This is a genomic window from Rhizobium sp. P38BS-XIX (assembly GCF_012641435.1).
In the GTDB taxonomy this organism is placed as follows: domain Bacteria; phylum Pseudomonadota; class Alphaproteobacteria; order Rhizobiales; family Rhizobiaceae; genus Rhizobium.
Genome location: NZ_JABAIJ010000010.1, coordinates 1 through 13,755 on the forward strand (window position 1 = coordinate 1; position 13,755 = coordinate 13,755).

Annotated in this window: 11 protein-coding genes and 1 pseudogene; 9 read left to right on the plus strand and 3 right to left on the minus strand. The window is 58.0% G+C overall.

Annotated features, from left to right (window positions below):
* The 3 genes and pseudogenes from HGP17_RS26225 to HGP17_RS26235 form a co-directional block, all read right to left on the minus strand.
* A pseudogene (locus HGP17_RS26225) lies at positions 1-202 on the minus strand (iron ABC transporter substrate-binding protein); the annotation flags it as partial.
* Between the two features lie 231 nt (positions 203-433).
* Positions 434-1,780 (minus strand): ATP-binding protein, encoded by a 1,347-nt coding sequence (locus HGP17_RS26230; protein WP_246704224.1) that lies wholly within the window; start codon positions 1,778-1,780, stop codon positions 434-436.
* Positions 1,767-2,450, minus strand: a complete 684-nt coding sequence (locus HGP17_RS26235; RefSeq protein ID WP_168813455.1) for a response regulator transcription factor — start codon at positions 2,448-2,450, stop codon at positions 1,767-1,769. The genes HGP17_RS26230 and HGP17_RS26235 overlap by 14 nt, the downstream gene beginning before the upstream one ends.
* Positions 2,451-2,585: 135 nt before the next feature.
* Between HGP17_RS26235 and HGP17_RS26240 the strand changes: the two genes are divergently transcribed.
* From HGP17_RS26240 to HGP17_RS26280, 9 genes are all read left to right on the plus strand, one after another.
* Complete coding sequence (locus tag HGP17_RS26240) at positions 2,586-3,257, plus strand: response regulator transcription factor (protein WP_168813457.1); 672 nt, start codon at positions 2,586-2,588, stop codon at positions 3,255-3,257.
* Positions 3,258-3,461: 204 nt separating this feature from the next.
* The gene (locus tag HGP17_RS26245) at positions 3,462-4,598 is read left to right on the plus strand and encodes an efflux RND transporter periplasmic adaptor subunit (protein ID WP_205926142.1); all 1,137 of its coding nucleotides are present in this window, start codon (positions 3,462-3,464) and stop codon (positions 4,596-4,598) included.
* Positions 4,595-7,690 carry an efflux RND transporter permease subunit gene (locus HGP17_RS26250; protein WP_168813461.1) on the plus strand — a complete coding sequence of 1,032 codons (3,096 nt, stop codon included), beginning with the start codon at positions 4,595-4,597 and terminating at the stop codon, positions 7,688-7,690. The genes HGP17_RS26245 and HGP17_RS26250 overlap by 4 nt, the downstream gene beginning before the upstream one ends.
* Before the next feature lie 138 nt (positions 7,691-7,828).
* On the plus strand, positions 7,829-8,089 hold the full coding sequence (locus HGP17_RS26255) for a DUF1344 domain-containing protein (protein ID WP_168813463.1): 261 nt from the start codon (positions 7,829-7,831) through the stop codon (positions 8,087-8,089).
* 370 nt (positions 8,090-8,459) lie between these two features.
* On the plus strand, positions 8,460-8,915 hold the full coding sequence (locus tag HGP17_RS26260) for a phosphatase PAP2 family protein (RefSeq protein ID WP_168813465.1): 456 nt from the start codon (positions 8,460-8,462) through the stop codon (positions 8,913-8,915).
* 77 nt (positions 8,916-8,992) lie between these two features.
* A complete protein-coding gene (locus HGP17_RS26265; protein ID WP_168813467.1) occupies positions 8,993-9,883 on the plus strand; it encodes a MurR/RpiR family transcriptional regulator in 891 nt (296 codons plus the stop codon).
* A 39-nt stretch (positions 9,884-9,922) separates the two neighbouring features.
* Positions 9,923-10,924 (plus strand): extracellular solute-binding protein, encoded by a 1,002-nt coding sequence (locus HGP17_RS26270; RefSeq protein WP_168813469.1) that lies wholly within the window; start codon positions 9,923-9,925, stop codon positions 10,922-10,924.
* A gap of 62 nt (positions 10,925-10,986) precedes the next feature.
* A complete protein-coding gene (locus tag HGP17_RS26275; protein ID WP_168813471.1) occupies positions 10,987-12,705 on the plus strand; it encodes an ABC transporter permease subunit in 1,719 nt (572 codons plus the stop codon).
* The gene (locus HGP17_RS26280) at positions 12,702-13,742 is read left to right on the plus strand and encodes an ABC transporter ATP-binding protein (protein ID WP_168813473.1); all 1,041 of its coding nucleotides are present in this window, start codon (positions 12,702-12,704) and stop codon (positions 13,740-13,742) included. The genes HGP17_RS26275 and HGP17_RS26280 overlap by 4 nt, the downstream gene beginning before the upstream one ends.
* The last annotated feature ends 13 nt before the right edge of the window (positions 13,743-13,755 follow it).

The window sequence follows — 13,755 nt, forward strand, 5'->3', positions numbered from 1 at the left end:
CACCTTCCTGGATGATCTGGTTGGCGAACTGCATGTCGCTGCCGTTGCGGATCGTGACCTTGATGCCGGTTTCCTTGGTGAAACCATCCGCCCAGGCCTGCGTCAGCGTCTCGTGCTGCGCGTTGTAAACCACGATGGTATCAGTCTCGGCAGCAAATGCCATGGTGGAAAAAAGCGTCGTACTTGTAAACACCGTCGTCATCGCAAACAGCGAAGCGGTGATAAAGCCAAAAGATTTCATTAGTTTATAAAGACCCCGAGCTAGGTTGAAGAACGCTTCAGGCATCCCATTCTTGACTATTATATTCAAGAAATTTATTTGCACCGGAGAGAGATTTAAGTCGGGTTTTCACCTACGGGTTTCAGGTTCCTTTCAGGTGAGTATGACTGCATCGGCCCCGCCGGAGACAGGCTGTCGTCCGAAAGATGCCGGCTACTCGGCCGAAAGACGCACGCAAGTGCCGACGGGCCTCGCCAATATTTCGAGACGCATCCCGTGTAATCTCGCAACCGCGGAAACGAGACTGAGACCCAGACCGTTTCCGGCGGTGTTGCGGCTCTTCTCGGCCCTGTAGAACCGGCGAAGTACAGCCTCGGCGTCTTCCGCAGGAATACCTATGCCAGTATCCTCGACGGTCATTGTCACCGCGTGTCCCTGACCTTCGACGCGGACGATCGCCTGGCCGTTTCTTGGCGTGAATTTGATCGCGTTGTCGATCAAGTTGGCGATTGCTTCGAATAGAAGGCTCGGATCACCGGAGATGACCGCGGGTTCATCGCTGCTCGATGTGTAAACCAGACTCACCCCACATTCTTCGGCTGCGGGCTCGAAGAATTCCACTGCATCGCGTGCGATGGTTTTCAGGTCGACCTCGACAAAGCCGGATCTGCGCAAGCCGTCTTCCACCTCGGAAATGCGCAGCAGCGCGCCAAACGTCTTGAGTATATTGCGGACTTCCTCAAGCGATTCATCGACATAGCCATGATATTCCTCAACACTGCCGGCGCGCCGGCGCGCCCGTTCGAGGCTGCCCAGAAGGCGCGTCAGCGGCGTTCGCATATCATGTGCGATATTATCGCAGACGCCTTTGACTTCGTGCATCAGGCGCTCGATCTCATTGAGCATTTCATTGACCACTGTGGCCAAACGGTCGATATCACCGCCGGCACGACCGGTTGGCAGTCGCTGGGTCAGGTCGCCCTTCATGATCTGCGCGGCCGTGTCGGATATCGCGTCAAGGCGCCGGACCGCGCCGAAGCCCACGGCTATCGCGCCAAGGAGCCCCAGTACTGCGGTGGTCAGCGATGCAAATAGCGTTGCATTTTCGAGGCGCTCGCGAAACTCGCGCTGCTCGTGCAGGCTCTGTGCCACAAGGAGTGTGCTGCCGTCGGCGCGGCGATGCAGCAGGCCGCGATAATGATCCCGTTTTCCAAGGATACTGCTGGCAAAATCCATCGGCATGTCGAATGCCAGCGGCTGCGGATAGGAAAGCGCCATCCCGGACAAAAGGCTCCCATTCGCGTCAAAAAGCGAAAATGGCCGTTCAATGCTTGTTGAATCCTTGCTGCGCAGCGACAGTCGTGATGCGATTTCATCCGTTGGCAGTATCTGAAGCGATTGCATTTCACGCTGCAGCCACTCGTCCGTCCGCTGGTCGAGAAATCTCTGCATCTGCCAGTCAACGAACAGGAACAGGGCGCCGGCAGCGGCGCCGAATACCAGCAGAAAGGCAAGCGCCAGCCGGAAACCGCTTGTCCGAAGAAGTTCAACCGGTCGCATCAAGGACATAGCCTGAACCACGAAGCGTTCGGATGAGCGGTGACAGCCCGGGGAGATCCAGCTTCTTGCGAAGCTTGCTGATATGAACGTCGATGACGTTGGTCGCCTCGCCGTAGCGATAATGCCATACTTCCTCGAACATCATCGTCCGCGTGACGATCTGGCCGGAATGTCGGGCCAGATATTCAAGCAACTGATATTCACGCGGCAGCAGATCGATGACCTTGCCGCCGCGACTGGCCGTATGGGTCAAGAGGTTGATTTCGAGATCGCCGACCTTCAGCATCGTTTCCTGGGTCGCCTGCGTTCTGCGGCGCATGAGAACATCCAGGCGGGCGGTCAATTCCAACGCCTCGAAAGGCTTCGTCAAATAGTCGTCGCCACCTGCCTTCAGCCCACGCACCCTTTCGTCAACGGCAGACAGAGCGCTGAGGATGAGGACCGGGGTTTGTACAGATGCCGCTCGCAGCGCCGCAAGCATGCCAAGCCCGTCCAGAGTTCCCGGCAGCATCCGGTCGAGGACAATGGCGTCAAATGTGCCCGAGATCGCCTTGACCAGACCATCGCGGCCATCCGGCGCTTGGGTGACGGTACAGCCGTGATCGACGAGAGCTGCCTCGATCTCCGATGCTGTGCCCACATCATCCTCGACCACCAGTATCTTCGACACATTTCCTCCAAGAACGCTTTATAGTTGTTGCGCATTATCTAGGTAAGCGATCGTGAATGTCCTTTCGCCTGGACATTAAATCAATTTCATCTTCGCCCGCGTCCCGAACGACATGCCTAGTTCAATGAGGATTGAATGCGCCTACTCCTAGTTGAGGATGATGACCGAAGTGCGGCCTATCTAAAGCGCGGCCTCTCCGAATCCGGGCATGTCGTTGACATAGCTGCCGACGGCGAACTCGGTCTCGCCCTGGCAATGGAGCTGATTTACGATGGCCTCGTTGTCGATAGGCTTTTGCCGAAACTCGACGGCATCGAATTGGTAAAGCGCCTTCGGGACATGAAGGTGAATGTCCCTGTCATCATGGTGAGCGCGCTTGGAAGTTCTATGGATCGGGTGGAAGGGCTTCGCGCCGGATGCGACGACTATCTTCCCAAGCCCTTCTTTTTTTCCGAACTGCTTGCACGCATTGAGGCAATCACAAAGCACTTCATTGCGGACGGGCATGAAAATACGCTGGTTGTCGGAGACTTGTCGCTGGATATTAGGCGACGCATCGCACGCAGGAAGGACCGCGTGATCGATCTGCAATTTCGAGAGTTCCTACTTCTCCAGGCTCTCATGCGCAATGCCGGTTCGATCGTGACACGCAGCATGTTGCTTGAAGCCGCATGGGATTATGCGTTTGATCCGAGGGGGAACATCGTCGACATGCACGTTCACCGATTGCGAAAAAAAATCGATGCGGGGGAAGCAACGAGTATGATCGCTACCGTTCAAGGCGCGGGATACATCATCAAGCCCTGACCTCTCCGTCGGACTCAACATAAAATATTTTTCATCCTGGCGCGAATTCGCCGCCACATGCGATCCCTCACATTCCAAAGCGTGCTCGGAAGGACCCGTCCTTGCCGTGCAAGTATAAACGCTTGATGGAGTATTGCCGTGGATCGTTCCCCGAATGGGTCAAACAGGTCGGGTAGAGCCTATTATATTTTTGGAATAAGCACATTGCTTCTGGCGGGAGCAACTGCGGTTTATGTCGTGTCATGGCCGAAGGCCGGACTGGGCAAGACCAACACGCCTGCTGCCGCCTCCGCGCCGATCCCGGTTCAAACAGCCAGGGTGGCAACCGAGGATCTCCCCGTCGTCCGCAGCGGTCTCGGCATCGTATCGCCCTTGACGGCAGTCGACGTCAAAGTCCGGGTCGAAGGTCAACTGCAACGCATCGCCTTTTCCGAGGGGCAGGACGTGAAGGCGGGGGACGCCTTGGCGGCCATAGATCCACGCCCCTATGCGGCGGCGGTGGCGCAGGCACAGGCGGATTACGACAAGGAACTGGCTCAGCTCGAACAGGCAAAAATTGACGAGGCGAGGGCGCAGAAACTGACATCGACCGGCAGCGGCACCACTCAGGCGGCTCAAACTGCCGCCGCACAGGTCAAGGTTATGGACGCGACGGCGGCATCGGGAAGGGCTGCGCTCGACACGGCTAAACTCAATCTGGAATTTGCGACGATAACGGCGCCGATCAGCGGAAGAGTGGGGCTGCGTCAACAACAGGAGGGCGCGATCCTGCATGCGACCGATGCGACAGGCATCGTAACGGTCACACAGATGCATCCCATTGCTGTCGAGTTCACGCTTACCCAGGACGATCTTCCAGATCTGACCGCCGGGCAATCGAAGGGACAGCTGATCGTTCAGGCGTTCAGTCGGGACAGAGCAAAACATCTCGCCGACGGAAAACTGAGCGCCATCGATAGTCAGGTCGACTCGTCTACCGGCATGGTCAAGTTGAAGGCCGTGTTTGCAAACGATGATCTGACGCTTTGGCCGGGCGAGCTTGTGACGGCAAACATAACATTGCGGACCGATCTAGGCTCGATCGTCGTGCCGACATCGGCCATTCAAAACGGCCAGTCCGGGCCTTACGTTTTTGTCGTGAGTCCCGACAACAAGGTGGCGACCGCTTCCGTCTCGACGGGCGCTTCCTATGCCGGGCTGGTGGCCGTCACGAAAGGCGTGGCAAGCGGTGAAACCGTTGTTACATCGGGACAGTCCCGACTGACCGACGGGACAACGGTATCCGCGCGAGATGACGATGCGAAGAAGCTGGCGGCAGCCGGCGAGGAGAAGATCCAATGAACATTTCATCGATCTTCATTCAGCGCCGGATAGGAACCTGTTTGTTGGCGGCGGGGCTCCTGATCGTCGGATCGATCGCCTACGGATTGCTACCCGTCGCATCTCTCCCCCAGGTCGATTTTCCAACAATCCAGATTTCCACCTCGCTCCCCGGCGCAAACGCCGAAACCATGGCAACTTCGGTTGCGACGCCGCTCGAAAATCAATTGTCGACCATTTCCGGTGTCTCGCAAATGACATCGACAAGTTCGTCCGGGCGAACCTCGATTACGATGCAATTCGATCTCAACAGAGATATCAACGCCGCCGCCCAGGATGTACAGGCCGCCATCAGTGCCGCCAGCGGACAATTGCCCAAAGACCTTCCGGCCGCGCCGACCTTTCACAAGAGCAACCCCGCCGAGGCAACGATCCTTACCTTGGCGCTGACGTCGGACCGTATTCCAACGACCGAGCTCGACCATTACGCCGAAGACATCATCTCGCAGCAGGTCTCCCAGATGAACGGCGTGGGCCTGGTGGACTATCATGGCCCGCAACGACCGGCGATCCGTATCCGACTGGACCCGGACAAGGTGGCGGCGCGGGGTCTGACGCTCGAGGACGTTCGAAGCGCCATTGGCGTACAGACGGTCAATCAACCGAAGGGACAACTGGTCGGCAACGGAAGAACGACAGTTCTCGATGCCACCGATCAGATCATGGATGTTCAGGCATTCCGCTCCATGGTTATCGCCTACAAGAACGGTTCGCCAATTAGAGCAGATGACCTTGGCACCGTCATCTCAGCTCCCGAGGACGTCAATCAGGCGGCCTGGTTGCAGAATACGCGTTCCGTCATGCTCGACGTCCACAAGATGGCGGGTTCCAATGTTCTCGACACCATCGATGGGATCAAGGCGAGGTTGCCTCAGATGGAGGCCGCGCTGCCGCCTGGTGTCAAGCTTTCTGTGGTGGCCGACAGATCCGGTCTGATCCAGTCCTCTGTGGACGATGTGAAGACAACGATCTTGATCACTATCGGTCTTGTCGTGCTGGTGATCTTCAGCTTCCTACGAAATCTGTGGGCGACGGTCATTCCAGCGGCGACGATCCCCCTGTCGCTGATCGGGACTTTCGCCATCATGTATCTTGCCGGTTACAGCCTGGACAACCTGTCGCTGATGGGCCTGACGATTGCGGTCGGATTTGTCGTCGACGACGCGATCGTCGTCATTGAAAACGTGATGCGCCATGTGGAGGAGGGGAAGTCAACGCTTGAGGCGGCGACCGAGGGCTCGAGAGAGGTCGGATTCACCATCGTTTCGATGACCGTATCTCTTGTCGCCGTGTTTATCCCGATTTTGCTGATGGGAGGGATCGTCGGGCGCCTGTTTCGTGAATTCGCCGTGACGATCAGCGTTGCGATCATCATCTCCGGCCTTGTGTCATTGACGGTCACGCCGATGATGTGCGCCTGGCTGATAAAGCATGATCACGATCGTCCGCATGGCGCATTGTTTCGATGGAGTGAGGTGCTTTTTGAAAATTGCACGGCAGCCTATGGAAAGGCATTGGATGTCGTCCTTCGGTATCGTGCGATTACACTCGTTGTCGCCGTTGCCACGATGGCCGTCACGGGCTGGCTTTATGTGTCCATCCCCAAAGGCTTCCTGCCCCAGCAGGACACCGGCTGGGTGCAGGGGCAGGCGCAGGCCGCGACCGACATTTCCTTTGCGGACATGTCCGCAAAGATGCAGTCGCTGGCAAAAATCGTCCTGGCTGATCCAGCGGTTGACAACGCCGCCTATTGGATCAATCCCAGCCCCTCTGCCAGTGTCGGCCAAATTCAGATCAACCTGAAGCCAATGGGGAGCCGCAGCCCCGCAGCCGTGGTACTGGCGCGTCTGCGCAGCGCGACATCGGGTTTGGAGGGTTTGACGGTTGGCCTGCAGGTTCGCCAGGACATACAGGTCGGTGGCCGCGCGTCAGCCTCCCAGTATCAATATACGCTTCAAGATCCGGACACGGCGGAGCTCGACAAGTGGGCGGCGACCATGACCAAGGTTCTCAAGGGGCTGCCCCAGCTGCAGGACGTGATCTCCGACAAGCAGAAAGCCGCGACGAGCGTTACGCTTGACATCGACCGGTCGACGGCATCGCGCCTCGGCGTGAATGTGTCTCAGATCGATCAGACGCTCTACGACGCCTTCGGACAGCGTCAGGTCGCGACACTGTATACACAGGTTAGCCAATATCACGTCGTCATGGAGCTCGCGCCAGAGTTTGCGCTGACACCGGAAGCGCTGTCGCACCTTTATGTAAAGTCGGCTACGACCAACAAGCTCATCCCTTTGAGCATGCTTGGAACGCTGAAAAGCGGCGTGCTGCCGGTATCCATCAATCATCAAGGCTCGATGCCGGCCACGACGATCTCCTTCAATTTGAGCCCCGGCAATGCGCTGAGCGATGCGGTCACGGCGATCAAGGCGGCAGAGACCAGCGCTGGCATGCCGGCAACCGTCATAGGGTCGTTCCAGGGGACCGCGCAGGCCTTTCAGGATTCACTGAGAAGCCAGCCTTGGCTCATTCTGGCGGCCGTCGTTGCCGTCTATATCGTGCTGGGTATCCTTTACGAAAGCGCCATTCATCCGCTGACGATTATCTCGACGCTTCCATCCGCGGGCCTCGGCGCTCTGCTGGCGCTGAAGCTTGCCAATCTGGATCTCTCCATCATGGGCATGATCGGCATCATCCTCCTGATCGGAATTGTCAAAAAGAACGCGATCATGATGATCGATTTCGCGCTGGACGCCGAGCGAACGCAGAATCTGACGCCTCTCGATGCCATTCGGCAGGCATGCATGTTGCGGTTTCGACCAATCATGATGACAACGCTTTCCGCCCTGTTCGGCGCTGTCCCGCTTGCCTTGGGAACGGGTCCAGGCTCCGAATTGCGTGTCCCGCTCGGAATCGCGATCGTCGGCGGGCTGATTGTCTCGCAGGCGCTGACCTTGTTTACCACGCCGGTCATTTACCTCGCCTTTGACAGGTTGCAGGGCAACAGAGCCCGCAAACAATCTCATGTCCAGGCCGCCATCGCCTCACTTTGAGGCCTTCCGGAATGTCCGATTTGTAAGAATTCCGCAAACTGCCGGGAAGATTTGAGGCGCAACCTCCAGACGGATCGGAAATACCGATCAGTGGTCTGAGCACCACAGCATCATGCCCGCCAACACAAGGAGTAAATCATGCTGAAAAACGTTTTGCCGATTGGCATTATCGCGATCTGGACGTTGGTCGCCGGCGTCGCGATGGCTCGCGATGAGACCGGAACGATCACCAACATCAACGCCAAGGCAGACCAGTTCACCCTTTCGACGGGGACGACAGTCAATCTGCCGGAGAATATAGAAGTCGAAAGTTTGAAGGTCGGCGAGCGCGTAGCCGTTCGATATTCAATCCAGAAATCGGGCGTTGCCATGGCTTCGAAGGTGACGCCGGCAAAATAGCAATTCTGATCAGGGGCGCTGCCTTACGGCGCCCCTGATCTTTTCGCGCGAAGCAAAACTGCCGTCCATGGCTAGGATTTCAGGGAGCTGTCAGTCCTTTCGGGCATATCAACGCAAATGGCAAAAGCGAAGAAATTGAGTGGCTCTCGATCATCCCACATATAACAAGCCGTCCTCGGTAGAGATTGCAGCTGCGGTATGCATCGGTGTCGGCTGTCTGATCACATTGAGCATATGCCTTGGCATAACATGGTCTCTTGACGACGAAGTTCTTCTTGCATTGCGCAATAGCAACGATCTTGGTCTGCCCCTCGGACCTGTCTGGTTTTCCCAGGCGATGGTCGTTATGACGAACCTTGGAAGCTCCCTTGTGACCGGATTGCTTGCAGTGATCGCAGTGTCGCTGCTCCTCATAGCGGCAGCCTTTCGGCAGGCTATCTTTATTGCGCTTGCTTTCGCGGGCGCTGAACTGCTGGGCAACGGCATCAAACCTCTGATCGGCAGGTTGAGGCCAGACATTGTTCCCCATCTGGTCGAAGCGAGCGGCGAGAGCTTTCCGAGCGGCCACTCCACTCTATCGTCCGCCGTCTATCTCGGCCTGGCTCTTTTATGGTCATCGCGGATCGCATCCCGCAATGGACGCTTCGCCTGCATGACGATGGCAATTTTCGTCACGGGCCTCGTCGGCTTCTCGCGCATTTTTCTCGGTGTTCACTTTCCGAGCGACGTCATCGGGGGATGGGCGCTTGGGGCGGGCTGGACTTTGTTGGCGTGGAGATTTTTGGCGCCGGGATCATCGACCAAGAGTGGAACGTTAAATCGCTGAAAGCTGCCAATTGTCATTGTCTTGAAATAAACATTTCATAGATAGCTATCATGAAGTGTTTGCGACCGAGTAGCGTGATGAATGATCAGACGACAGACCAGCCAAGTTTGAATGAACGAATCGACGCGGCACTCCCGTCGATGCCGCCGGCCGAACAGAAGATGGCGTCCTTCTTCCGAAATCAGAAGCAGGCGGTTCTTCTTAACTCGGCGGCAGAGATTTCCCTGAAAGCCGGCACAAGTGACGCGACGGTCGTACGGACTGCCCGCAGCCTCGGCTTTGAAGGGCTTGCCGATTTGCGCGAGGCAATCCTGGCCGATCTGACAGGATCTGGCCCGGAAGGCCGCCTAAGCCGAACGCTCGAGGATCTCGGAGCGAATTCCGATGGGGCGTTGGGGCTTGTCCTGCGAGCTCATCGGGAAAGTCTGGAGGCGATGTCGTCGACCGCATTTTCCGAGGCCTTCGGGCGAACCATACGTATTCTATTCTCGGCGCGGCGACGCTTCGTTTTCGGCATCGGCCCATCGGGGAGCGTTGCCGAATATGCCGCCTTGCAGTTCAATCGGCTCGGTCTGCCGACCACAGGTCTTTCGGATAGCGGCATCGGTCTGGCGGACCAACTCATCTCCGTCGGAAAAGGCGATGCGATCCTGATGATCGCTCATGCGCCCGTTTATCGGGAAGTGTCGGTCGTTCTTGACTACGCCGAGGCGAACGAGGTGCCGGTCTTGCTTGTCGGCGATAGCCTTTATCCATTTGTCAGCAAACAGGTGACGGAGGTTCTGCCCATATCGCGGGGGAGAGCCGATCATCTGGCAATGCATGGCGCAACGATCGTCCTGATCGAGGCCATGATCGTGGCGCTTGCGGCGGAAGACCGTGAAGCGGCGCTTTCGTCTCTCGCGAAATTTGGCGCTCTGCGTGGCGCTATCGACAAACACTGGCTGAAGCGCGGTGTGAAAAAATGATTTCAAGCTCAATATTTTCAAGCCCCTAAGGATAAGTCGATGAAGAAGCTTTCATTCGCAGGCGCTGTCATGTTCGGTGTGACGGCGACGGTCAGCCTCGCCCATGCGGCGGACCATCTCGTTGTTTACTCCGCTTTGGATAGCGTCGACACGGCAACCAAGGCATTCACCGCAAAGACCGGAATAGCGGTCGATCTCGTACGGCTTTCCACCGGTGAACTCCTTGGAAAAGTCGCTGCGGAAGGCAACAATCCGAAGTTTGACGTCCTCTGGGTCGAGGGCTCGGCCGTCATGCACAGGCTGGCAGATCAGAATATCCTCAAGCCCGAGCCGGGTCTTGCCGATAAGGTCGAATATACTGCCCTCGGCAAGCGCCTTGTCCCAGCCAGTCAGGCCTATTTTCCCATTACAGTCTCGACGACGGCGATTGCGGTCAACACGAAGAAGACGGGAAGTGCAAAGTTGCCTCGCTCCTGGCGTGATCTTGTCGGCTTTTCAGGCACGGTCGCGGCCAAGGATCCAAACCTGTCCGGTCCGGCGTTTCAGTGGCTGGCCGGTTATTTCGCCGCCAAGGGCGTCGATGCCGGCAAGCAGGAACTCCTGGGTATTCTGACGAACAAGAAGTTGAGCGGAATTCCAAGCGGCGGGGCGGTCAACAAGTCGTTGATCACCGGCGATGCGGCTGTCGCGATCCAACAGGATACCTCGATCTATGCGTTGATCGATCAGAAGGAGCCGATTTCGATCGTCTACCCGACCGAAGGCGTCGTCGCGATCCCTTCCAGCGCCGGCATTGCCCGTACGACCCAGCATGAGCAGGACGCAAAAGCGTTCGTGCAATTCCTGCTCACCAAGGAGGCGAATACGGCAATGGAACAGACGGACGGAGGCGATGGTTTCTTCGCGCCGTTGATCGATGGCGTAAAGGGCAAGGGCGCTCGCGTCGACAATACATCCAGCTGGCAGGTTCTTGACGACAAGGTCGCCTCTGCAAACGAAACCGAGTGGAAGCAATGGTTCCGGGATCAATTCGTACCTTAATCGGGCCGGAGGCGGGGGATGTCCGCGCCTCCTTTGACAACAGGTCCGTCGGGAATATCGCTTTGCGCTTATCCAGACCAAGGCTCAGCGGGAATTGGCGCGGCGGTGCGCCGCTGCTCTGGCTCGCCGCTTTCATCCTGATCGGCTTGCCGATGCTTCTCGTCCTGGCGCAGGCGATCTTTCCGAAGTTGTTTGACGCCACCGACCCCAGTATTGCGCCCTCGCTGGATGCCGTGATGCGCCTGGTCACGTCTCCGCGCCTGCTGCGTGGCATCGTCAATACAATTGTTCTCGGCATCGTCGGCGCCTTGGCGTCGACCCTTCTGGGTGCGGCATTGGCGCTTGTCGTCCATCTGAGCGATATTCGCTTGCGCAAGCTCTGGATGGCGTTGCCCTGGATCGTTTTCGCGACGCCGAGCTACCTGAAGGGCCTTGCCTGGGTTTTGCTGATGTCGCAGGGCGGCTACCTCGTCTATCTTGGCATCCTGTCGCCGCCGCAGGCCTCATCCTTCTTCGGGCCGCCCGGCTTGCTGCTCGTCATGGCGCTTTCGCTTTTCCCGGTGCCGTATTTTATCATCCGTGCCCGCCTGGAAGGTATTGGCGGCGAATACATCGATGCCGCGCGGATGGCATCCGCCGGCTCCATGCGCACCATCTCCAGGATCATCATTCCCATGCTGATGCCTGCGATCGGCTTATCCTTGCTGACGACCTTTGCGGAGATCATCGGCGATTTCGGACTGGCCAACACGATCGCAAGATCCATGAATTTCGGGTTGCTGACCTACAATATCTACGCCGCGACCTCGAGCTTTCCGGTCGATTTTCCGGCAGCGGGTGCACAGGCATTGCTTCTGGCCGTCCTCGTCTCCGGATCAGTCATGGCAGCGGCAGCGAGCGGCACACAGCGAGACGCCCGCTTCGTATCCGGTCGCAATCGGCCGTTGCGGCGCTACAGGCTCGGAGCCTGGCAACTGCCGGCAGTCGTCCTGCTCATGCTGATTGTCGTCCTCTCGGCCGTTTTGCCATTACTCGCCGTGACACTCAGGGCATTCACGACCTCGCTCGGAGGCGGCCTCGCCCTCACGAACTTCTCTCTGAGCGCGGTGAGGGCGGTATTCGACATGTCGAATGTTGCGGGGCAGGCGCTGATGTCGAGTTTCCTCTATGGCGTGGTGGCAGCACTGATGACGGTGGCATTCTCGGCGCTGTTCGCATTCAAGGTCTCGTTCGCGTCCAAGCGCGTCCGGGCAATCGCAGTCGGGCTGGCCATGATAACGGTCGCAGTACCCGGCATCATACTCGCGTTCGGCTATATACTTCTCTATGACCGCGTCCCGGGCTTCACTGATCTCGGCTTGTACGGAACGCGGACGCTGTTGGTCCTTGGTTATTGCGCCGCCGCGCTGCCCTATTGCCTGATTTTCATGTGGTCGGCGCTCGATCGGCTTGGTCCATCGATCAGCGAGGCGTCGCGTCTTGCCGGCGCAAGTCCCATGCAACACCTTCGGCGGATCGTCGGTCCTCTGATCGGACGTGCTATTGCGGCCGCTTTCGGTGTCACCATGGTCCGCACCATTTTCGAATTGCCGATGTCACAGTTTCTCATGCCTCAGGCGGGGCCGGCATTGCCGGCGCTGATCGTTGATGACTTCACCCAGGACCGAGATGCCGTCGCCTGCGCGATGGCTCTGGTGGCCCTGCTGGCCGTTAGCATCACGTGGGGCCTCGTGTTTGCTTCGACGAGGCTGAACGCTCATCCAAAGGAGATCGATCCATGACGACGCCTGCGCTCGAATGCGTAAACCTGGGCAAGTCTCTCGGCGGCAAAGCGGTGCTCAATAACCTTGGCTTCACGCTGGAGGCCGGGGAAGTCATCGCTCTCGTCGGTGCAAGCGGATCCGGCAAGTCGACCCTGTTGCGATCCATTGCCGGTCTCGTCGATCCGGACGATGGCGACATTCACATCCAAGGGGAAGCCGTCTGGTCGCGCCGCAATCGCGTGGCAGCCGAGCAGCGAAATGTCGGACTGATCTTTCAGGACTATGCGCTCTGGCCCCATATGACGGTGCGCAAGAATTTGAGCTTCGGTCTTGAAGCGAAAGGGTTCGACCGCAACGAAATCAGTCGCCGCATCGATCATGCGCTCTCCATTACCCACCTCGAACAGCTCGCAAGCCGCAAGCCGAGCGAGTTGTCGGGCGGTCAGCAGCAACGCGTTGCCATTGCACGTTGCCTGGCCATGCGCCCGCGCCTGCTTCTTCTTGACGAGCCGCTGAGCAATCTTGATGCGGCCCTCCGTGACGACCTGCGCGCAGAGATGATGCGGCTCATCCGCTCGGAGGAAATGAGCGCGGTTTATGTGACGCACGACCAGGTCGAAGCGATGGCGGTCTCCGACCGGCTGGCGGTGATGGAAAATGGATCCATCGTACAGTTCGCTCCGCCTCAGGCGATCTATGAGGCGCCCGCCAATGCGTTCGTCGCCAAATTTCTTGGCGGGTTCTCTCTGCTCAGCGGCATTGCGTCGGATGCGAACTTCCAGGTCGCATCCGACGGGAGCGTCATGAAGCATGCCTCTCATCCTATCCAGGGTCCTGCCGTACTCGTTGTTCGTCCTGAAGACGGAAGGCCGGCCGCCGGACAGAACGACTTGATGGGTGAGGTGGTCGACAGTGCGTTTCAGGGCAGGTGCTGGCGGGTTCAGGTCCGCGTTGGCAGCGACCTCCTTCGCCTCGATTGGCCACGCAGAGAGGAGAGAGGCTCCTTCCTCTCGTTTTCCCTTCCCCCCGAACGATGCACCGTCTTGCCTGCGTAACTCAATGATCAAA